The organism is Pseudomonas sp. PA-7-1E (genome assembly GCF_021605325.1).
Taxonomy (GTDB): Bacteria; Pseudomonadota; Gammaproteobacteria; order Pseudomonadales; family Pseudomonadaceae; genus Aquipseudomonas; species Aquipseudomonas fluorescens_BV.
The window spans coordinates 1-21,532 of the sequence record NZ_WKFA01000067.1 but is presented as its reverse complement, the minus strand read 5'-3'; the positions used below and the strand labels follow the sequence as shown (position 1 = coordinate 21,532).

The following is a 21,532-nucleotide window of genomic DNA, read 5'->3' as shown; positions in this document are numbered from 1 at the left end:
CGCTCATATTATGGTCGAAATATAAATTAATCCAGCCCCCGGATACTCCCCATGGCAAACGCCCCGGCACCCTCACGCAGCTTGCTGTTCTTGCTGGTTGCCCTCACCGCATTGGGTGAAGTCTCGACGCAACTGATCATCCCCGGCCTGGGTGCCATCGAGCACGCGCTGCAGGCGCCGCAAGGCTCGGCACTGATGGCGCTGTCGGCATTCGTTGCTGCGTTTGGCCTGGGGCAGCTACTGTTCGGGCCGCTGTCGGATCGCATCGGCCGGCGGCCAGTCTTGATCGGGGGCCTGACGCTCTACGTAGTGGCGACGCTGGCGATGCTGCTGGTCACCGACATCCAGCAGTTTATCGCCGCCCGGGTGTTGCAAGGCCTGGGCGCGTGCGCCGCGCTGGTACTAGCGCGCACCGTGGTGCGCGATGTGTGGAAAGCCGAGGCAGGCCCGGCCCTGGCGCTGACGATGATCGGCATGTTGTATGCCATCGTCGTTGCGCCGATAGCAGGGGGCTTACTGATCAAATTGCTGGGTTGGCGTGCGCCCATCGCCCTGGCGTTGGTGATCGGCAGCCTGGTGTTATTGCTGGCGCTGCTGTTCTTTCGCGAGAGCAATCATCACCTCGATCCCAGGGCCGCACACTGGCGCACCCTCGGCGGGCAGTATCTGGATCTGCTCAAGGGGCGCCAGTACCGTGCTTACGCGGTGGCCCTGGCGTGTACCTATGGCGCGATGTTTGCGGTGATCGCGGGTTCATCGGCGGTGTTTATCAATCTGCTGGGGTTCAGCAGCCTTGAATACGGGCTCAACTTCGGGCTGATTGTGTCGATGCTGATCGTCGGCTCCACTTATACCCGGCGTAACATTCAGCGCCTGGGGCCGCAGCGCATTGTGGCGATGGGTGTGACGATGGTGGCGGTGGGCGGGGTGGCAGCCCTGGCGATTTACGGAGTGTTCGGGTTGTCGGTAGTAGGGCTGGATATTCCCATCGCCCTGGTCACGCTCGGCGGCGGCCTGGTGCTGCCCGGTTCCGTTACCGGGGCCGTGATGCCCAATGCGCATCGTGCGGGTTTAGCCGCCGGGCTCATGGGATTTGCACAGATGTTCGGCGCCACGTGCAGCGGGTTGTTGCTGAGCCAGTTACGCGATGGCAGTGCCGCGCCGATGATCGTTATCCAGGCCGGGTTTGCACTGTCGGCACTGGTTGCCTTTCAACTGCTGCGCCAACGCCAGGTTAAAACGCTGTCCTATATATAGAACGATCAGGGCCATTTTTACCGGCTAGTGCTCAAGGGTGAGGCGATTTAAGGTGTACTCACTTTGGAGGTACACCATGAAAAAGCTGATTGGTATCTACACCAGCCCCCGCGCCCACTGGGTCGGCGACGGCTTCCCGGTACGCACGCTGTTTTCCTACGACACCATGGGCAAGCACATCAGCCCATTCCTGTTGCTGGATCACGCAGGTCCAGCCGAATTCACCCCGACTGAACAACGTCGCGGCGTCGGCCAGCACCCGCATCGCGGTTTTGAAACCGTGACCATCGTCTACGACGGCGAAGTCGAGCACCGCGATTCTACCGGTGCCGGCGGCAAAATCGGCCCGGGCGATGTGCAATGGATGACCGCAGCCAAAGGGATCCTGCACGAAGAGTTTCACTCCCAAGACTTCGCCCGTAGTGGCGGCGCACTGGAGATGGTGCAACTGTGGGTCAACCTGCCGGCCAAGGACAAAATGGCGGATGCCGGTTACCAGACCATCGTCGATGGCGACATTCCGGTGCTGCCATTGGCAAACGACGCCGGCCACCTGCGGCTGATCGCCGGGAAATTTGCCGGTACTCAAGGCCCGGCCCGCACCTTCACTCCGATAGACGTATGGGACTTGCGCCTCAACGCCGGTAAAGCGGTCACGCTGGACCTGCACGCCGGGCGTAACACCGCCTTGGTGGTGCTCAGCGGCACGTTGTTGATCAATGGCGAGGAGGTCGCACGCCAGGGGCAATTGGCGCTGTTCGAGCGCGACGGTAAGCAACTGACCCTGGAGTCCAACGACGACGCCAAGGTGCTGCTGCTCAGCGGCGAACCCATCGACGAGCCCATCGTCGGCCACGGTCCGTTCGTGATGAACACCGAGCAGGAGATTCACCAGGCATTTGCCGACTTTCAGTCGGGCAAATTCGGGCAGATGCACGCCTGACGGTTCACCGCAACCTCCTGTGGGAGCTGGCTTGCCTGCGATAGCATCACCCTGGTGTAGCTGATACACCGCGGTATTTGCATCGCAGGCAAGCCAGCTCCTACATTTTGTTTCCAGGTTTCTGATTTCATGCGATCTTCTCGGCATTCGCCCTGGAGTCGCCTGGATGCCCTCATTTATCGCTGATCACCCGATGCTGTGCGCCGTGGCGTTGATCCTGATCGACATCGCCGTGTGGCGCCTTATTTCCGCCAACCTGGCTAACTGGAAACTCGCAGCGCGGCTGGTGATTTTCGCGGTGTTCAGTGCCGTGTTGTTCAACGACGGCATGAACCCCATGCAAGCGGCGCCCTATGCCGATGACACCACCTTGCATCTGGCCGCCACGGCGCTGCAGATCGGCTGGTGGTTGTTCGCCGCGCGCACCCTCACGGTATTGCTCGGCGCGGTGATGATGCAGCGGGTCGGCCATACCGGGCGTTTGTTGCAGGACCTGATGGGCGCAGTGATTTTCCTCATTGCGATCATCGCCGCCATGGCCTACGTGCTCGACCTGCCGGTCAAGGGCGTGCTGGCCACCTCCGGCGCCGTGGCGATCATCGTCGGCCTGGCCTTGCAAAGCACCCTGAGCGATGTGTTTTCCGGGATCGTCCTCAATACCACCAAGCCTTACCAGATCGATGACTGGATCTCCATCGACGGCACCGAAGGCCGTGTCACCGATATCGACTGGCGCGCCACGCGCCTGCAAACCTCCCAGGGCAGCCTGGCGGTGATCCCCAACTCCCTGGCGGCCAAGGCCAAGATCATCAACTTTTCGCGCCCGGCAGACATGTTCGGCCTGGCGGTCAGCCTGCAAGTCAGCCCCCATGCGCGCCCGCAAACCGTGATCGAAGCGCTGGAGCGTGCGATGCAGGGCTGCCGGCCGTTGCTGGCCCAGCCGGCGCCCAGCGTCGCGTTCAAGGCGTCCACCGGCAGTGGCGTGGAATATGAGATCAGCGGCTTTGTGCCGGCCATGGGCCTCAAGCGCGAAACCCGCAACCAGCTTTACGACCTGGCCTACCGGCATTTGCAGGCGGCGGGCGTGGGGCTGTTGTCCGCCACCGAAGGCAGCACGCCGCCTGCGGTGTCTGGCGCCCGCGCCTTGCTGGAGCGCTCGACGATCTTCTCCACCTTGCGCCAGGAAGAAAAAGACACCTTCAGCCAGAACATGACCCTGCACACCTACCGCGCCGGTGAGATGATCCTGGCGGCGGGGGAGGTCAGCGATCACCTGTTCATCATCGAGTCCGGCGTGGTCTCGGTGCTGTTGATCAAGGACGGGCACAAGTTCGAGGCTGGGCGCATGGGCCCTGGTGAGGTGATCGGTGAGTCCGGCATCCTCTCCGACCAGGCGGCGCTGGCGGATTTTTCGGCCAAGACCTACTGCACGCTCTACCGCATCGAAAATGAATACCTCAAGCCGTGCCTGGACGCCCGGCATGATATCGGCGAAGCCATGAAGGCGCTGCTGGACTTCCGCCGCCATGCCGCCCAGGCCCTGACCGAAGACGCGCCCGTGGTACCGGTCAAGAAGGGCTTCATCCAGTGGCTGAGGAACCGCGGTCTGTAGATTGGTCACCTGTTCTTCGCCCGGATTGGCTATTTCTCCAGAACGCTGCGCTGACTACTCTGCGCACCTATCCCAACGTTCTGGAGATTCACCATGCAAACCCGTACCGATTTCTATACCGCCTCCCCGGACGCCATGAAAGCCATGCTCGCTCTGGAAGCGGCGGTGGGCAAACTCTCCATCGAACTGCCACTGCTGGAACTGGTGCGCTTGCGCGTATCGCAGATCAACGGCTGCGCGTTCTGCCTCGACATGCACACCGCCGATGCGCGCAAGGGCGGCGAGACCGAACGGCGCCTGTACACCGTGTCGGCCTGGCGTGAAACGCCATTTTTCACCCCACGTGAACGCGCCGCGCTGGCCTGGGCCGAAAGCCTGACGCTGCTCAGCCACACCCACGCCCCCGACGAAGACTTCAACGCCCTGGCTGCGCAGTTCAGCCCACAGGAGCAAGTCGACCTGAGCGTCGCCATCGCCACCATCAACAGCTGGAACCGCCTGGCGGTGGGCTTTCGCAAGATGCCCAAGTAACGATCGGAGAGTTGCTGCTTTTTGTGGCGAGGGAGCTTGCTCCCGCTCGACAGCGAAGCTGGAGCCGGCTTTTTGGGGGCGCTACGCACCCCAGCGGGAGCAAGCTCCCTCGCCACAGAGTCGGGGGTTCAGAAGTTTACTGAAGCACTCAGGCGCGCCGTCAGCGGTGCGCCCTGGAACAGGTAGTCATCGCCCATATACTCGCCCGCGTCGCGCCAGTAGCGCTTGTCGAACAGGTTATCGACGCTCAGGCGAAACACGGTCTCGTAGCCATCGACCTTGGTGGTGTAGCGGCTGCCGACGTTGACCACCGCGTAGTCGCCCACTTCCACGTTGCCGGTGCGATTGGCAGACTTCTTGGCGCTGTATTGCACGCCGCCCAATACCGCCAGGCCGTTGACCCAGGGCAGGGCGTAGTCGGCGTACACGCTGGCGCGCAGCTTGGGCACGTTGATCGCCTGGTGGCCTTCGTATTCCGGCGTGCCGCTGCCGCTCACCCGCGCTCGGATCGCGGCCACGCTGGTGGTGATCTGCAGACGGTCGGTGGCCCAGCCGTTGGCGGACAGTTCAATGCCGGTGTTTTTTTGCTGGCCCCGCTGCACGTAGTTGAACGTGTCGCCTTCGGGCTTGGCGTACTGGAAAGCCTGGCGCGTCTGGAATACAGCGGCGGCGAAGCTGATACGGCGCCAGTCGTATTTCACCCCGGCTTCGATCTGGCGCGAGACGGTGGGGGCGAGTGTTTCATCGGCATTGTTTGCAAACCACGGCGCGGTGCCGCCCAGGGACAGGCCCTTGCTGTAGCTGGTGTACAGCGAAACGTTGTCCACTGGCTTGTAGATCAACGAGGCCTGGGGCAGGAACACGTACTGTTGGGTGTGGCGCGTCTGGTTGCCGGTGACGCTGTCGAAGGCTTTTTCGTCCAGGCGCACTTCACGGCCGCCGAGGATGGTTTGCCAGTGCTCGTTGAAGCGGATGCGGTCGGTGACGAACAGCCCGTACTGGCGGCTGTCGAGGTTGCGGTGGCTGTCGTTCAACGGCTTGTCGGTCGGGGGAAAGCTCGGCACCTCTTCGTTGATATTGGCGGTGCCGATGAATTCATTGACCGACTTGCGTTTGTCGATCACTCGGCGAAACGCGCTGCTGCCAAAGGTCAGTTCATGGCCGATGCCGGCGGTGTCGAAGAGGCCGGTCATGGCCGCCTGGATTTCATCGTCGCGGCGAGTGTCATCCGGGCTGCGGTAGTCGTAGACGTCGTAGTTGCCTTCGGGGCTGAAGTAGTTCGGCACGCTTACGGAACTGCAACTGGCTGAACCATAGCAACCCCAGGCAAACGAGCTGTAGTCATCAATCACAACCTTGCTACGCGCCGCGCTGACACTGCCTTTCCATTGATCGCTGAAACGGTACTCGAACTTGCCGTTGAGGTTCAGCGAATCAATCCCGACCTGCTTGCCGCCCGTCTGGTGCCCCAACAGCTTCTTCGGTGAAGCACCGTGGGGCACTTCGGTGCCGCCCAGCAGTTGATACCCCGGTACCGAACGCTGTTGCTTGTTCTGGTATTCGGCGTCCAGTTGCAGCACGGCGTCGGGGCTGATGTTCCAGTCAAAGGCCAGGGACACGAAATCGCGCTGGCCGTTGGCGTGTTCCACATAGGCATTGAGGTCTTCATGGGCGACGTTGGCGCGCAGGCCGAACTGCTGCTCGCTGCCAAACCAGCCGCCGACATCGGTGGCGATGTAACCACTGCCACGATCATCGGTGGACACCGTCACCGAGCGCACATCCTGGGGGCGTTTGGTCACGTAATTGATCACCCCGCTGGGCTCGGAAATACCGCTCTGCAAACCGGCCAGGCCCTTGAGCACTTCCACCTGCTGCTTGTTTTCCAGCGCGACGTTCTGCTCGCCGGTGATGGTGCGCCCATTGATCTTGTAGCTGCTGGCCGCGTTCAGCGAAAAGCCACGCACCACGAAATTCTCGTAATAACCGATGGGCGCGTAACTGTCGCCCACCGAGGCATCGTTGCGCAGCACTTCACTGAGCAAGCGTGCCTGCTGGTCCTTGATCAGCGCGGCGTTGATCACGGTGATCGAGGCGGGGGTGTCCAACAGCGGCGCTTCATCAAAGCCGCCCACCGACGCGGTTTCACTGCGGTAGCCCGACTCATCCTGGCCCTGGACCTTTACCGTCGGCAACTCGATCTCGGCGGCCAGGCTGCTGCCGATGCCGCCACTGAGCAACAGGCCGAGGGCGAAACGTGAAGTGACGACGGGGCGAAAACGCAAAACCATGGGTAAAGGCCTTAAAGCGCTGGGCGGGGGGCGCCTAAGCTAGGCATAAGCGCGGCCTTTTACAAGCTTTCGCGCAAGGTTCGCACGGCTAGACAACCCGTCTCAGCTCCGATGCCGATCCTGTTGCGGCTCGACAGCCAGGCGCCGGCTTGCGATAGACAAGGCTCCCCTCATCGTTTCAGGAGATTGTCATGGGTATCGCAGGTAAAGTCGCGCTGGTCACCGGCGCCGGGCAGGGCATAGGCCGGGCTATTGCCATGCGCCTTGCACAGGACGGCGCCGATGTCGCGTTGGTGGACATTGACGGCGCCAAGCTCAACGCCGTGGCCGCCGAAATCGTCGCCACCGGCCGCAAAGCCTCTGTGTTCATCGCTGATGTATCCAGACGCGAACAGGTGACGGCTGCGGTAGAGCATGCCCACCAGACGCTGGGCGGATTCGACATCATCGTCAATAACGCCGGAGTGGCGCAGATCGACTCATTGCTCGATGTCAGCCCGCAGCAGGTCGAGCGCACCCTGGATATCAACGTCAAGGGCGTGCTGTGGGGGATCCAGGCGGCCGCCAACAAATTCAAGGCACTCAAGCACAAGGGCAAAATCATCAATGCTTGTTCAATCGCAGGGCATGAAGGCTTTGCGCTGTTAGGGGTCTACTCGGCGAGCAAATTCGCGGTGCGCGCCTTGACCCAGGCGGCGGCCAAGGAACTGGCGAGCGCGGGGATCACGGTAAACGCCTATTGCCCCGGTGTGGTGGGCACCGATATGTGGGTTGAGATCGACAAGCGCATGGCCGAGATTACCGGGGCGCAGGTGGGGGCAACCTACAAGCAGTACGTGGATGGGATTGCCTTGGGCCGTGCGCAAACGCCGGAGGATGTGGCGGGGTTTGTGGCATTTCTGGCAGGCCCGGACGCAGACTATATGACCGGGCAGGCGCCGTTGATCGACGGTGGCCTGGTCTACCGCTGACAGCGTGGTCGACTCGCCTGCGTGGGAGTCGATCCCTTGTATCAGTGGGTTTTGCCGGGCATATCAATACCCAGTTGGTTCACGCGTCGGTACAGGGTTGCCCTTGAAATCCCCAGGGCCTGTGCCGCAGGCGAGGGTTTCCAGCGATGGCGAATCAACGCATCCAGAACCATTTGACGCTCGGGGCTGGCGCTCTGTTCGGCCAGCCCTTGAGGCTGCTCGCCCCGGATATCAATCGGCAAATCCCCCACTTGCAGCGTAGTGCCTTCGCACACCGCACAGGCGTACGCCAGCACATGCCGCAGTTGCCGCACATTGCCCGGCCACGCATAACCCAGCAGCAATTGCAGTGCGGCCTGGCCGATGCCCAACGACACGCCACTGTTACGCGCCTCTTGCTCCAACAGCCGATTGATCAGGGCCACCTTATCGGTGCGTTCGCGCAACGGTGGCAGGCAGAAACGCGCACAACCCAGGCGAAAGTACAGGTCTTCACGGAATCGGCCCGCGCTGACCAGCGCCGCCAAATCGCGGTGGCTGGCGCAGATCACCTGAATGTTCACCACGCGGGTTTTCGCTGCGCCCAACGGCGCGACTTCACCCTCGGCCAGCACCCGCAGCAACCGTGTCTGCAACGCCAGCGGCATATCGCCGATTTCGTCGAGGAACAACGTACCGCCGTCGGCTTTCAGTAGCAGCCCGCTCATGCCTTTGCTGGACGCTCCGGTGAAGGCGCCGGGCGAATAGCCGAACAGCTCGCTTTCAATCAGGCTTTCGGGAATCGCCGCGCAGTTCACCGCCACAAACGGCCCGTCCCGGCGCGTGCTGTGCTCATGCAACTGGCGGGCGAAGACTTCTTTGCCGACGCCGGTTTCACCTTGCACCAGCACGGGCAGGTTGCGGTCCTTGACCCGCGCAGCCAAGCGCAGGTGCTCCTGGATCCGCGGGTCGACTTGAGTCTCTGGCAGCGCCCGAACCGAGGGGCGTCGGGGTGCATTGACCCTCACGTGTACCGCGTCGGGCTTGCCCAGCCAGTGCAACTGCCGGGTTGACTGATCAGTGGCTGCACGCAATGCATCCACATCGAACACTTCGCCGATATGCTCAGGCAGCTGGCCAAAGCGCAAGCGCAGGGCTTGACGCGCCTTGCTGTTCAAGGCGTGCAGACGTCCGTCCTGGTCCCAGGCCAGCAGCAGGTCGGGTTGGCTGTCGACAAAGCCTGGAGTGCTATGGGCTTGTAATACCCAGTGCTGCCGGGCGCTGTGCATGAAAAAAGCGTTTTCGATGGCCTGGGCGCTCTGCGCCACCATCTGCCGTATCAGGTGCTGGCTGCCGCGGTCATCCGGCGACTTGAGCGCCGAGACATCCAGCACACCCAACAGGTGGCCCTGCGGGTCGAAGATGGGCGCAGCCGAACACGTCAGGCCGATAAACGCTGCGCGAAAGTGATCACGCTTGTGCACCGTCACCGCTGTTTTACTGGTCAGCACCGTGGCCACGCCGCAGGTGCCTTCCTCGGCTTCCGACCAGCAGGTGCCCAGGTAAAGGCCGGCCTTGCGGCAGTCGGTGCGAATGCTCGCATCGACACGGTGATCGATGGTCTGGCCCTGGGCGTCGGTGAGCATCACGCAGTAGTCGGCATGGCGCACGCGATGGTGCAACTGTGCGACTTCTTCGCCGGCGATGCGCATGAACAGCTCGGCGCGCTCGCGGCATTCCTTGAGCAAGGGTTCGCTGAGGATACGTGGACCTTGCAGGGAGCCGGGGTCCAGGCGGTGTTGCTCCATGGACCGCCGCCACGAATCGAAGATCAGCGACGGCACGGGCGCCTGGGGCAGGCGCTCGGCATTGCGGACCACGCGACTGACACAGTCGACATGCTCCCTGGAGTTCATGGCGAGCATAAAGCCTCCGGTTCTCAAGCTTTGTTGTTATGCGCGTCATTAAGCGCGCATGTGCGCCGACGGACAAGGGCACCCTGACCAACGCCTGCATTGAGACGCTGCGTCTCATGCCGCTGAGACTCAAGGGTCGAACTGCGTGGTTGCGTCTCACATTTAGTCGACCACTTGCCTGGGCATCGCTGTGTGGCACGGCTCTGGATCAAGGCTTTGCCAGGTTTTCTCGACGGTTGGCACAAGCTGTGCTGAACAGCTTGGCACTGGCCGCAGCCAGTTTTTTGTGCGTCGAGACAACCTGGAGAACAACAAGATGTCCACCCACCTGTGCACCGATCAGTTACTGCATGCCTACACCGTGATGCGCACCATCCGCGATTTCGAAGAACGCCTGCATGTGGAGTTCGCCACCGGCGAGATCCCCGGTTTCGTTCACCTGTATGCCGGTCAGGAAGCCTGCGCCGCTGGCGTCATGGCGCACCTCAATGACGATGATTGCATCGCGTCCAACCACCGCGGCCACGGACACTGCATCGCCAAGGGCGTCGACGTGTTCGGCATGATGGCCGAAATCTATGGCAAGAAAACCGGCGTGTGCGGCGGCAAGGGCGGCTCCATGCACATCGCCGACCAAGAGAAAGGCATGCTCGGCGCCAACGGCATTGTCGGTGCCGGCGCACCGTTGGCCGCGGGGGCGGCGCTGGCTGCCAAGCTCAAGGGGTGCCAGGGCGTGGCAGTGGCATTTTTTGGCGACGGTGGCTCCAACGAAGGTGCCGTGTTCGAAGCGATGAACCTGGCGTCGATCATGCAGCTGCCGTGTCTGTTTGTCGCCGAAAACAACGGTTATGCCGAGGCCACTGGCGCCGGTTGGTCGGTGGCCTGCAAAGACATCGCCGAGCGCGCCGCCGGGTTTGGTATGCCGGGGGTGATCGTCGACGGCAATGATTTTTTCGCGGTGCATGAAGCGCTCGGCGTTGCTGTGGAGCGGGCGCGCCAAGGCGACGGGCCAACGCTGGTCGAGGTCAAGCTCAGCCGTTTCTATGGGCACTTCGAGGGCGATGCGCAAACCTATCGCGGCGCTGACGAAGTGAAAAACCTGCGTGAAAACGCCGATTGCCTGGCCTTGTTCCGTCAGCGCTGCCATGCCGAAGGCTGGCTGGATGCAGCGCAGTTCGAGCGCATCGACGGTGAAGTGGCGCAATTGATCGAAGACGCCGTACGCCTGGCCAAAACCGATCCCAAGCCCCAGGCCGCCGACCTGCTAAGCGACGTTTACGTGGCCTACCGCTGATACCAACCCTATAAAAACAAGACGTGGAGAGAATCTAATGGCTCGTAAAATCAGCTATCAGCAGGCGATCAATGAGGCCTTGGCTCAAGAGATGGGCCGTGACCAGAGCGTATTCATCATCGGTCAGGATGTGGCCGGTGGCACCGGTTCCCCCGGTGAGCAGGACGCATGGGGCGGCGTGCTCGGCGTGACCAAGGGCTTGCACCCGCAATTTCCCGGGCGCGTGCTGGACGCACCGTTGTCTGAGGTCGGCTACGTGGGCATGGCGGTGGGCGCCGCTACCCGTGGCATGCGCCCAGTGTGCGAATTGATGTTCGTCGACTTCATCGGCTGCTGCCTGGACCAGTTGCTCAACCAGGCTGCCAAGTTCCGCTATATGTTCGGTGGCAAAACCACTACACCGCTGGTGATCCGTGCCATGTACGGCGCCGGTTTGCGGGCGGCTGCCCAGCATTCGCAAATGCTCACCTCCATGTGGACGCATATCCCCGGCCTCAAGGTGGTATGCCCGGCCACGCCCTACGACGCCAAGGGCATGTTGATCCAGGCAATCCGCGACAATGACCCGGTGATTTTCCTGGAGCACAAAATGCTCTACGGCATGCAGGGCGACGTACCGCAAGAGCTGTACACGGTCCCGTTTGGCGAAGCCAACTTTGTGCGTGAGGGCAAGGATGTGACGCTGGTGACCTACGGCCGCATGCTGCATATCGCCCTGGAGGCTGCGGCCAACCTGGCGCGTCAAGGCATTGATTGTGAAGTGCTGGACCTGCGCACCACCAGCCCGCTGGATGAAGACAGCATCCTTGAAAGCGTCGAGAAAACCGGGCGCCTGGTGGTGATCGACGAATCCAACCCGCGCTGCTCGGTCGCCACCGACATCAGTGCCCTGGTGGCCCAGCGGGGGTTCGCTTTCCTGCGCGCTCCCATCGAGATGGTCACCGCGCCGCACACCCCGGTGCCGTTTTCCGATGCTCTGGAAGACCTGTACATCCCCAACGCCGCGAAGATCGAGGCCGCCGTGATGAAGATCGCCGACAAGAGGACTTCCGCATGATTCATACCCTGACCATGCCCAAATGGGGCCTGTCGATGACCGAGGGTCGCATCGATGTCTGGCTCAAACAACCCGGCGACCGAGTGGAAAAGGGCGAGGAAGTGCTGGACGTGGAGACCGACAAGATCTCCAGCAGTGTCGAGGCGCCTTTTAGCGGCGTGCTGCGTCGGGTACTGGCGCTCAGTGATGAAACCCTGCCGGTGGGCGCTCTACTGGGAATTGTGGTGGAGGGCGAGGCGACAGAGGCTCAGATCGATAGCGTGATCGAAAGCTTCAACGCCGGGTTCGTCTCCAGTGCCGCCGAAGCCGAAGAGGCCGGCCCCAGCGCACAAAAAGTCGAGGTAGGCGGGCGCTTGCTGCGTTATCTGGACATGGGCGAGGGCGGCACGCCGCTGGTGTTGGTGCACGGCTTCGGGGGCGATCTGAACAACTGGCTGTTCAATCAACCGGCCCTGGCCGCCGAACGCCGGGTGATTGCCCTGGACCTGCCGGGGCACGGGGAGTCGGGCAAGTCTCTGCAAACGGGAGACGCTGCCGAACTCAGTCACGCCGTACTGGCATTGCTCGACCACCTGACGCTCGACCGTGTGCATTTGGCCGGCCACTCCATGGGTGGGCTGGTGACCCTCACCGTCGCCAGCCTGGCGCCTGCACGTATCGCCTCCATCACCTTGATCGCCAGCGCCGGTCTGGGTGCCGATATCAACGGCGATTACCTGCGAGGTTTTGTCGAAGCCAACAACCGTAACGCGCTCAAGCCGCCATTGACTCAACTGTTCAGTAACCCTGCGCTGGTGACGCGGCAGATGCTGGAGGACATGCTCAAATTCAAGCGCCTGGAAGGGGTGGATCAAGCGTTGCGCCAGCTCGATCACAGGCTGTTCGATGGCGGGCGGCAGATGCTGGATCTTCGCAGCGAGGTGGGCCGCCAGCCGAGCCTGGTGATCTGGGGCAGTGACGACGCGATCATCCCGGCAAGTCACGCCCAAGGGCTGCAGGCTCAGGTGCATGTATTGCCGGGGCAGGGGCATATGGTGCAGCTGGAGGCGGCGGAGCAGGTCAATCAACTGATCTCCACTTTTTTGAACGCGCAGCCCTGATTGAGGTTTAAGGGAGGGACGGTTTGGCCTGTCCCTCCCACAAGGTCAAGCGTGTTTTTTCAGCTGGAGCGTTTCAGGGTTTCGCTGGGCAGCTCCTGAAAAAGCGCCCGGTAGCTGTTTGAAAACCGCCCCAAATGCCAGAACGACCAATTCATCGCGACCTCGGCGACCGTGGTGTCGGTCGTGCTCAGCAACTCACGCCGCGCCCCGTTCAACCGACGCAACCTTAACCACTGCGCCGGGCTCATCCCCGTGTAGGTCTTGAACCCTTGCTGCAATTGGCGCAACGGCACACCCGCAATCTGCGCCAGTTCCAACAGGTTGGCGGTTTCATCCGGTGCATCCGCCGCCCATTCGCCGATGCGCGCCATCAATTGGCGTTCTTCATTGCGCTTTTGCAATGAACTGCCGTCCAGGCACACGCAGGCGTTATCGAGGATAAACAGGCAGTCGTCGAGCAGTTGCTGGGTGAGGGCATCGCGGCTGATGGGGTCGGTCAGTGCCGACAGGCGCGTAAGGGTGCCGCTCAGCCAGCGAGTGAACAGCGCATTTTGCCGACAGGTCAGCGGTGCCATGAACAAACCTTCGAGTTTGGCTATATCCAGGCCCTGGCGCTGGACGAACTGCGGGCCGAACACCACTGCCACTTCGCGGTAGTTTACCGGGGTGATCCAGGTGTTGCGGCTTTCGCCATTGAGCAGGTACAGCGCGTTGTCACTGGCGTCGAAACAAAACGCCAGGGCGCCGGCAGGTGCGTTGAAATGCTGCTCCACCCGGGTGTTCATGCACTCTTCGTACACCTGCACCCCGTGCAGGTCGAGGTAGCGCACCCGCCCGGCAAAATGCCCGGGGGACATCTGCTGGTACTGCTGCACCCAGCCGGGTGTCGCACTGCATTGGGCGGCCACATCGCCGGTGGCGAAGGCCTGTACGCGCAAAGCGGTTGCCTGTGTCATGGTGATCCGTGCGCACTCTATTGGTGCGTTGTGCCGCGTGCAAAGTGGATAGATGCCGTTTCAAGGCTGGGCCAAGATAGACCTCAATGCGCTGGGAGTACAAGCCGGCGTCGCATCCCACCCAAGACGAGGTCCTTATGAACGCCCCCTTCGATCAGCTGTCCACGTGGCTGAAAGAACACAAGATTACCGAAGTCGAATGCGTGATCAGTGACTTGACTGGCATCGCACGCGGCAAGATTGCACCCACCAACAAGTTCCTGCATGAGCGAGGCATGCGCCTGCCGGAAAGTGTGTTGCTGCAAACGGTAACCGGGGACTTTGTCGACGACGATATCTATTACGACCTGCTGGACCCGGCCGATATCGACATGATTTGCCGCCCGGTCGCCAACGCCACTTACGTAGTGCCGTGGGCCATCGAGCCCACCGCCATCGTGATCCACGACACCTTCGACAAGCAGGGCAACCCCATCGAACTGTCGCCTCGCAATGTGTTGAAGAAAGTCCTGCAGCTCTACACCGACCAAGGCTGGCAGCCGATTGTCGCGCCGGAAATGGAGTTCTACCTGACCCAGCGCTGCGAAGATCCGGACCTTCCGTTGAAAACTCCCATCGGCCGCTCGGGCCGCGCCGAAACCGGGCGCCAGTCGTTTTCCATTGATGCCGCCAACGAATTCGACCCGCTGTTCGAAGATGTCTATGACTGGTGCGAAGCCCAGGGCCTGGACCTGGATACGCTGATCCACGAAGACGGCCCCGCGCAGATGGAAATCAACTTCCGTCATGGCGACGCCCTGAACCTGGCCGACCAGATCACGGTGTTCAAGCGCACCTTGCGCGAGGCCGCCCTCAAGCACAACGTGGCCGCCACCTTCATGGCCAAGCCAGTGGCCGACGAACCGGGCAGCGCCATGCATTTGCACCAGAGCGTGGTGGAGATTGCCACCGGCAAACCGGTGTTCGTCGATGCCGACGGCAACATGAGCCCGTTGTTCCTGCATCACATCGGCGGCTTGCAGAAGTACATCCCCAAGCTGTTGCCGATGTTCGCGCCCAATGTGAACTCGTTCCGCCGCTTCCTGCCCGATACCTCGGCGCCGGTCAACGTCGAATGGGGCGAAGAGAACCGCACCGTCGGCTTGCGCGTGCCCACTTCCAGCCCGGAGGCGATGCGCGTGGAAAACCGCCTGCCGGGCGCCGATGCCAATCCTTACCTGGCGATTGCTGCCAGCTTGTTGTGTGGCTACCTGGGCATGATCGAGCACATCGAACCCAGTGCCCCAGTGGAAGGCCGCGCCTATGAACGCCGCAACCTGCGCCTGCCGTTCACCCTCGAAGATGCGCTGGCGCGCATGGAGGATTGCGACACGGTCAAGCAGTACCTGGGGGAGAAGTTCGTGCGCGGCTATGTCGCGGTCAAGCGTGCCGAGCATGAGAATTTCAAGCGGGTGATCAGTTCCTGGGAGCGTGAGTTCCTGCTGTTGAGCGTCTGAAAACAAGCATAAGAGGGGTGACGATATGCGTCTTGTGAACAAGCTTCTTCCACTGGCCCTGGTCGCGGCGTTCAGCAGTGCCGGCCAGGCGGCGCCGACGGTGAGTGTCTACAACTGGACCGATTACATTGGCGAGACCACCTTGGCGGATTTCCAGGCCAAGACCGGCATCAAGGTGATCTACGATGTGTTCGACTCCAACGAAACCCTGGAGGGCAAGTTGCTGGCCGGGCGCACCGGGTATGACGTGGTGGTGCCGTCCAACCACTTCCTGGCGCGCCAGGTGAAGGCCGGCGCGTTCCTCAAGCTTGACCGCGCGCAGTTGCCCAACTTCAAGAACCTGGACCCCAAGCTGCTGAAGTTACTGGAACAGAACGACCCCGGTAATGCGCACTCGGTGCCGTACCTGTGGGGCACCAATGGCATTGGCTACAACGTCGACAAGGTCAAGCAAGTGCTGGGCATCGACCGCATCGATTCGTGGGCCGTGCTGTTTGAACCGGAAAATATCAAGAAGCTGCATGAGTGCGGCGTGGCCTTCCTCGATTCAGCGGATGAGCTGTTCCCGGCGATCCTCAACTACATGGGCAAGGACCCACGCAGCGAGAATGCCGAGGACTACAAGCAGGCCGAAGCCAAGCTGCTGACGCTGCGGCCGTACATCACTTATTTCCACTCTTCCAAGTACATCTCGGACCTGGCCAACGGCAATATCTGCGTGGCCTTCGGTTATTCCGGCGATGTGTTCCAGGCCGCCAACCGCGCCAAGGAAGCCAAGAACGGGGTGAACATTGCGTACTCGATCCCCAAGGAAGGCTCTAACCTGTGGTTCGACCTGTTGGCGATTCCGGCCGATGCGAGCAACCCTAAAGAAGCCCATGCGTTCATCAACGACCTGCTTGAGCCTGAGGTGATTGCCAAGGTCAGCACCTCGGTGGGCTATGCCAACGCCAACCCGGCCGCCAAGCCGTTCATGCCTGCGGAGCTGGTGAACAATCCTGAGGTGTACCCGCCCCAGGACGTACTCGACAAACTCTATATCTCCACCACGCCTACGCCGGCGACCATGCGCGTGATGACCCGCGCCTGGAGCAAAGTGAAGTCCAACCGATGATGCAGTCCAATGAACATGCCCCGTCCTATTACCGCGCTTCGGCGAATGCCATGGTGCAGCGGCCCGCACTTGAGGCAGACCTGAGCGCCGATGTGTGTGTGATCGGCGGCGGTTTCACCGGGGTCAACACCGCCATTGAACTGGCCCAGCGCGGGCTTTCGGTGGTGCTGCTGGAAGCGCGCTGCATCGGTTGGGGCGCCAGCGGGCGCAACGGTGGGCAATTGATCCGTGGCATTGGCCATGATGTCTCCGGGTTTGCCAAATACGTGGGCGAGGAGGGCGTGCGCTATATGGAGCGGGCCGGTATCGACTCGGTCGCCCTGGTGGGCCAGCGCATTGCCGAGCACGGCATCGACTGTGACCTGCGCTGGGGCTTTTGCGAACTCGCCAATACTTCGGCGCAGTTCGCGGCGTTCAAGGGCGAACAGGCGCACCTGGCGGCCGTGGGGTATGCCCATGAAACGCGGCTGGTCGGCCCACAAGACATGGCACAGGTGGTGGGCTCTGCTATGTATGCCGGCGGCCTGGTCGACATGGGTTCCGGGCATCTGCACCCGCTCAACCTGATATTGGGTGAAGCGCAGGCGGCCGAGGCCCTCGGGGTGCGTATCTTTGAGCACAGCCCGGTGCTGGAACTGATCCATGGCGAAACGGTGCGGGTGCGCTGCACAGGCGGCAGCGTGCGCGCAGCCAACCTGGTGCTGGCATGCAATGCCCATCTTGAAGAGCTGGAGCCGCGCTTGAGCGGCAAGGTACTGCCGGCGGGCAGCTACATCATCGCCACCGAGCCTCTGCCTGAGCCCGTGGCCCAGCAGTTGATCCCACAGAACCTGGCGCTGTGCGACCAGAAAGTCGGCCTGGATTACTACCGGCTGACCGCCGACCGGCGTCTGTTGTTCGGTGGCGCCTGCCACTACTCGGGGCGCGACCCCCAGGACATCGCCGCGTACATGCGCCCGAAAATGCTCAAGGTGTTCCCGCAGTTGGCCAACACGGCTATCGAATTCCAGTGGGGCGGCAAGATTGGCATCACCGCCAACCGTTTTCCCCAGGTCGGGCGCCTCAAGCAGTACCCCAACGTGTTCTATGCCCAAGGCTATTCCGGTCACGGCTTGAACGTGACGCACTGGTGCGCACGGTTGCTGGCCGAAGGGATACACGCGGGTGAAAGCCAGGGCCTGGATATTTTCAGCCAGGTGCCGCACATGACCTTTCCCGGTGGCAAGGCGCTGCGCTCGCCGCTGCTGGCGTTGGGGATGTTGTGGTATCGGTTGCGCGAAGCACTCTGAGATCCAATGTGGGAGCGGGCTTGCTCGCGAAGGCGGTGTGTCAGTCACTGAACCTTCAACTGAACCACCGCTATCGCAGGCAAGCCCGCACACATTGGCCATGCATTGCCCACGGAATCAGCGCCCGGCACCAATCCCCTGTAGGAGCGAGCTTGCTCGCGAAAAACGTCAACGATAACGTGCGCATCCAGAATAAACGCGGCGCCTGTGAGTTCTTCGCGAGCAAGCTCGCTCCTACAAAAAGCCATTAGCGCTTGCTCGAAGGCGGTTGTTAGCTGAACCACCGCCAGCTCCCACACTGGTTCTGCGTTGCCCACAAAATCATCACCCGGCATAGACACCCTGTGGGGCGTCAGTCAGATAGCCTCAGGTTCGGTCAGCACTTTGCGAAAGGTTTCCACCAACGGCCTCAAGTTGACGCGGTGCCAGGCCGCCCACAGCGGTGTGGTGTAGGCCAGCCACGGCAGTTCGCGCAATACCACGCCCGGTGGAGCGTTGCGGCTCAGGCCCTTTTGCACCATCGCCACCCCTAGCCCCGACGCGACCAGGCCCAATGCAGTAAAGGGCTCGCTGGCTTCCATAGGAATCTGCGGGGTGAAACCGGCACGGATACAGGCGGCGACGAAATCATCGGCCGGGTTGGCGCCAGGTTTGCGCTGCACGCCGATCCATTGTTGGTCGGCCAGGTGCTCGGGTAACAGTTCATGTTGTTGAACCAGCGGATGCTGTTCGGGCAGGGCCAGCAGCATCGGGTCATCGAGGACTTGCCAGGCGGTCAGGTCCGGGTCGTCGGCGGCAGGTGGTTCGCCCACCAGGGCGATGTCCAGGCTGCGTTGGCGCAAACCTTCGAGTTGTTCCAGGGAGGGCAGGTTATACAGCTTGATATGCACGGCGGGCCTATCGTCGCGCAGTATGCGCAAGGCATTGGGCAGGACACCGGCGTGCATGGCGTTTTCGATATAACCGATGCACAAACCGCCTTCTTCGCCGCGGCCCAGGCGCTTGCCCAGGGACTCCAGGCGGTTGGCGTGGGTCAGCAGGGCCTTGGTTTCGGCCAGGAACGTCTGGCCGTCGCGGGTCAGGCGGATGCGCTGCTGGCTGCGCTCGAACAGGGTCAGGCCCAGGCGTTCCTCGAGCTGGGCGATCTGCCGACTCAGGGGCGATTGGGAAATGTGCAAGCGCTCGGCGGCGCGGCCGACGTGTTCTTCTTCGGCTACCACTTCGAAGTAGCGCAACTGGCGTAGATCAATCATGTAAGACCTGCAAGGACACAAGTTGGTCGCAGTATGTCTTGGACGGTCTGATCAGTGCAATCTAGCATCTGCTCAACGGTCACAGCGACCTCGCACCGATTGAGGAACCACCATGAGCTTGAAAGACACACTGCCCGGCGTACTGGGCTTTGGCACCGCCCCCTTGGGCAATATGTTTCGCGCTATCCCCGAAGAAGAAGCCCAGGCCACCGTCGAGGCCGCCTGGAGCCAGGGCGTGCGTTACTTCGATACCGCGCCGTTCTACGGCGCGGGCCTGTCGGAAATCCGCTTGGGCCAGGCCCTGTCCAACTATCACCGCGATGACTACGTGCTCAGCACCAAGGTCGGCCGGGTGATTCTCGATGAAGTCGAAGAAACCGCCCGTGACCTTGGGGAAAAAAGCGGCGTATTCGAACACGGCCGCCCGAATAAAATACTCAATGACTACAGTGCCGACGCCACGCTGCGCTCCATTGAAGACAGCCTGACACGCCTGCAAACCGATCGCCTGGACATCGTATGGGTTCACGACATCGCCCAGGATTTTTACGGCGACCAATGGCTGGAATACTTCAACCAGGCCCGCACTGGCGCCTTCAAAGTACTCACCCGTTTGCGCGAGCAAGGTGTGATCAAGGCGTGGGGGCTGGGCGTCAATCGTGTCGAGCCCTGCGAATTGACCCTGGACCTGACCGAGGCCCAGCCTGATGGTTTTCTGCTGGCGGGGCGCTATACGCTGCTGGACCACGACCGCGCCTTGCAGCGCCTGATGGACGCGGCCCACGCCCAGCAGGTGGAGATCGTCGTCGGTGGCCCGTACAGCTCCGGCATCCTCGCTGGCGGTGCGCATTTTGAATACCAGCAAGCCAGCCCGGCGATTATTGCCAAGGTCGAGCAGATCAAGGCAATTGCCCAGACGTTTGGCGTCAGTATCAAGGCCGCTGCGCTACAGTTCTCACTGGCGCATCCGGCGGTGGCGGCGGTGATTCCCGGTGCCAGTCGTCCGGGGCGGATTGCCGAAGACGTCGCGGCGTTGTCTGAGCAGATTCCAGCAGCCTTCTGGCAAGCGTTGCGCGAGGCCCGCTTGATCTCGGACCGTGCACCTTTGCCTCTCTCACGTTAAGGAGCTTGAGCATGAAGATTGATGTAAGCGGCAAAGTGGCTATTGTCAGCGGCAGCACCGCCGGTATCGGCCTGGGCATCAGCCAGGCCCTGGCGCAATCCGGCGCCACGGTGGTGGTGATCGGGCGTGATACAGGCAAGGTGGACGACGCCTTGGCGAGCATTCGCCAGGCGGTTCCCGCTGCTCAACTGCGTGGTTTAGTGGCCGACCTCGGGACCGTTGAAGGCGCACAGAAACTCTTCGCCGCCGAACCCCGCGCCGACATTCTGGTCAACAACCTGGGCATCTTCGACGCGGTGGATTTCTTCGACGCGCCAGACAGTGAGTGGGCGCGCTTCTATGAGGTCAATGTGATCTCCGGCGTGCGCCTGGCGCGGCATTATGTGCCGGGTATGGTCGAGCAGGGCTGGGGTCGGGTGATCTTCGTGTCGTCGGAGTCCGGCGTGGCGACGCCGGCTGACATGATCAACTACGGAGTGACCAAAAGCGCCAACCTGGCGGTGTCCCACGGCCTGGCCAAGCGCCTGGCGGGTACTGGGGTGACGGTGAATGCTATCTTGCCGGGGCCGACCTTTACCGATGGCCTGGAACACATGCTCAAGGACGCCACGGCCGAATCCGGGCGCAGTGCCCGAGACGAAGCAGATGTGTTTGTGCGCCATGCGCGGCCCACCTCGATCATCCAGCGTGCGGCCAATGTGGATGAAGTGGCGAACCTGGTGGCGTACATTGCTTCACCGCTGTCTTCGGCGACGACCGGTGCCGCGCTGCGGGTCGACGGTGGCGTTGTCGACAGCATGGCAATCTGATTTTTCCTGACTGGAGTATTGATTGTGGCAACAGCTTCTTCTGTGATTGAAATTGCGGTATCGGCCGACCAGGTCTGGCAACTGATTGGCGGCTTCAACAGCCTGCCCGACTGGCTGCCTTTGATTGCCAAGAGCGAGCCGAGCGAGGGTGGTCGTGTGCGTCACCTGACCGCCGCTGACGGCGGCACGATTGTCGAGCGCTTGCAGACTTTCGACAACGTGGCGCGCACCTACAGCTACACCATTGAAGCGTCGCCGTTTCCGGTGAGTGCTTACCTGTCGACCTTGCAGGTGGAAGCGTTGACGGACACCTCGGCGAAAGTGACCTGGTCCGGCGTGTTCACGCCGGCAGCGGGTACCACCGATGCGCAAGTCGAGGAATTGTTTGCCGGTATTTACGAAGGCGGGCTTGAGGCGCTGCGCGGTAACTTCTAAAGATTGTGGCGAGGGAGCTTGCTCCCGCTGGACTGCGTAGCAGTCCCACAAAAAACGGGGGCGGTTCGCGCCCCCGCGGGGGCAAGCTCCCCCGCCCCCCGGGGGG

General features: G+C 62.0%; 18 protein-coding genes. 14 read left to right on the top strand and 4 right to left on the bottom strand.

Translation table 11 applies throughout. From position 1 onward, the window contains the following. Nucleotides 1-51: 51 nt before the first annotated feature. The 4 genes from GIW79_RS26085 to GIW79_RS26070 all read left to right on the top strand — a co-directional run bounded on the left by GIW79_RS26085 (nt 52) and on the right by GIW79_RS26070 (nt 4,343). The gene (locus tag GIW79_RS26085) at nt 52-1,257 is read left to right on the top strand and encodes a multidrug effflux MFS transporter (protein ID WP_054918624.1); all 1,206 of its coding nucleotides are present in this window, start codon (nt 52-54) and stop codon (nt 1,255-1,257) included. A 76-nt stretch (nt 1,258-1,333) separates the two neighbouring features. Further along, nucleotides 1,334-2,200, top strand: a complete 867-nt coding sequence (locus GIW79_RS26080) for a pirin family protein (protein WP_054896578.1) — start codon at nt 1,334-1,336, stop codon at nt 2,198-2,200. Between the two features lie 166 nt (nt 2,201-2,366). Continuing rightward, entirely contained in the window at nt 2,367-3,812 is a 1,446-nt protein-coding gene (locus tag GIW79_RS26075; RefSeq protein WP_054918623.1) for a mechanosensitive ion channel family protein, read from the top strand. A 93-nt stretch (nt 3,813-3,905) separates the two neighbouring features. After that, nucleotides 3,906-4,343 carry a carboxymuconolactone decarboxylase family protein gene (locus GIW79_RS26070; RefSeq protein WP_034125784.1) on the top strand — a complete coding sequence of 146 codons (438 nt, stop codon included), beginning with the start codon at nt 3,906-3,908 and terminating at the stop codon, nt 4,341-4,343. Between the two features lie 128 nt (nt 4,344-4,471). Here the strand turns inward: GIW79_RS26070 and GIW79_RS26065 are convergent, their stop codons facing one another. Next, entirely contained in the window at nt 4,472-6,634 is a 2,163-nt protein-coding gene (locus GIW79_RS26065) for a TonB-dependent siderophore receptor (RefSeq protein ID WP_236453341.1), read from the bottom strand. Nucleotides 6,635-6,825: 191 nt separating this feature from the next. Here GIW79_RS26065 and GIW79_RS26060 point away from each other — a divergent pair, with 191 nt between their 5' ends. After that, complete coding sequence (locus tag GIW79_RS26060) at nt 6,826-7,605, top strand: acetoin reductase (protein ID WP_003190660.1); 780 nt, start codon at nt 6,826-6,828, stop codon at nt 7,603-7,605. Nucleotides 7,606-7,646: 41 nt separating this feature from the next. Here GIW79_RS26060 and GIW79_RS26055 read toward each other — a convergent pair whose 3' ends face one another. Further along, nucleotides 7,647-9,509, bottom strand: a complete 1,863-nt coding sequence (locus GIW79_RS26055) for a sigma-54-dependent Fis family transcriptional regulator (protein ID WP_236453340.1) — start codon at nt 9,507-9,509, stop codon at nt 7,647-7,649. A gap of 307 nt (nt 9,510-9,816) precedes the next feature. Between GIW79_RS26055 and GIW79_RS26050 the strand changes: the two genes are divergently transcribed. Genes GIW79_RS26050 through GIW79_RS26040 form a run of 3 tightly spaced genes read left to right on the top strand, consistent with a single transcriptional unit; the run spans nt 9,817 to nt 12,951 of the window. Then, complete coding sequence (locus GIW79_RS26050) at nt 9,817-10,794, top strand: thiamine pyrophosphate-dependent dehydrogenase E1 component subunit alpha (RefSeq protein WP_054896572.1); 978 nt, start codon at nt 9,817-9,819, stop codon at nt 10,792-10,794. A gap of 37 nt (nt 10,795-10,831) precedes the next feature. Then, a complete protein-coding gene (locus GIW79_RS26045) occupies nt 10,832-11,851 on the top strand; it encodes an alpha-ketoacid dehydrogenase subunit beta (protein WP_054896571.1) in 1,020 nt (339 codons plus the stop codon). Continuing rightward, nucleotides 11,848-12,951 carry an acetoin dehydrogenase dihydrolipoyllysine-residue acetyltransferase subunit gene (locus tag GIW79_RS26040; protein WP_072447702.1) on the top strand — a complete coding sequence of 368 codons (1,104 nt, stop codon included), beginning with the start codon at nt 11,848-11,850 and terminating at the stop codon, nt 12,949-12,951. The genes GIW79_RS26045 and GIW79_RS26040 overlap by 4 nt, the downstream gene beginning before the upstream one ends. A gap of 59 nt (nt 12,952-13,010) precedes the next feature. Here GIW79_RS26040 and GIW79_RS26035 read toward each other — a convergent pair whose 3' ends face one another. After that, nucleotides 13,011-13,907, bottom strand: a complete 897-nt coding sequence (locus GIW79_RS26035) for a helix-turn-helix domain-containing protein (RefSeq protein WP_057977162.1) — start codon at nt 13,905-13,907, stop codon at nt 13,011-13,013. A gap of 137 nt (nt 13,908-14,044) precedes the next feature. On the opposite strand from GIW79_RS26035, the gene GIW79_RS26030 reads away from it, so the two are divergent. Genes GIW79_RS26030 through GIW79_RS26020 form a run of 3 tightly spaced genes read left to right on the top strand, consistent with a single transcriptional unit; the run spans nt 14,045 to nt 17,806 of the window. Next, entirely contained in the window at nt 14,045-15,403 is a 1,359-nt protein-coding gene (locus tag GIW79_RS26030; protein WP_236453338.1) for a glutamine synthetase family protein, read from the top strand. Between the two features lie 25 nt (nt 15,404-15,428). Continuing rightward, a complete protein-coding gene (locus GIW79_RS26025; RefSeq protein WP_054896568.1) occupies nt 15,429-16,517 on the top strand; it encodes a polyamine ABC transporter substrate-binding protein in 1,089 nt (362 codons plus the stop codon). Beyond that, on the top strand, nt 16,514-17,806 hold the full coding sequence (locus tag GIW79_RS26020; RefSeq protein ID WP_236453336.1) for an NAD(P)/FAD-dependent oxidoreductase: 1,293 nt from the start codon (nt 16,514-16,516) through the stop codon (nt 17,804-17,806). The genes GIW79_RS26025 and GIW79_RS26020 overlap by 4 nt, the downstream gene beginning before the upstream one ends. Before the next feature lie 356 nt (nt 17,807-18,162). On the opposite strand, the gene GIW79_RS26015 is transcribed toward GIW79_RS26020, so the two are convergent. Beyond that, nucleotides 18,163-19,059 carry a LysR substrate-binding domain-containing protein gene (locus GIW79_RS26015; RefSeq protein WP_072447707.1) on the bottom strand — a complete coding sequence of 299 codons (897 nt, stop codon included), beginning with the start codon at nt 19,057-19,059 and terminating at the stop codon, nt 18,163-18,165. Between the two features lie 112 nt (nt 19,060-19,171). On the opposite strand from GIW79_RS26015, the gene GIW79_RS26010 reads away from it, so the two are divergent. Genes GIW79_RS26010 through GIW79_RS26000 form a run of 3 tightly spaced genes read left to right on the top strand, consistent with a single transcriptional unit; the run spans nt 19,172 to nt 21,426 of the window. Next, a complete protein-coding gene (locus GIW79_RS26010) occupies nt 19,172-20,182 on the top strand; it encodes an aldo/keto reductase (protein ID WP_236453333.1) in 1,011 nt (336 codons plus the stop codon). Between the two features lie 11 nt (nt 20,183-20,193). After that, a complete protein-coding gene (locus tag GIW79_RS26005; protein WP_072447712.1) occupies nt 20,194-20,991 on the top strand; it encodes an SDR family NAD(P)-dependent oxidoreductase in 798 nt (265 codons plus the stop codon). A 24-nt stretch (nt 20,992-21,015) separates the two neighbouring features. Then, on the top strand, nt 21,016-21,426 hold the full coding sequence (locus tag GIW79_RS26000; protein WP_054918606.1) for an SRPBCC family protein: 411 nt from the start codon (nt 21,016-21,018) through the stop codon (nt 21,424-21,426). Nucleotides 21,427-21,532 lie beyond the last annotated feature (106 nt).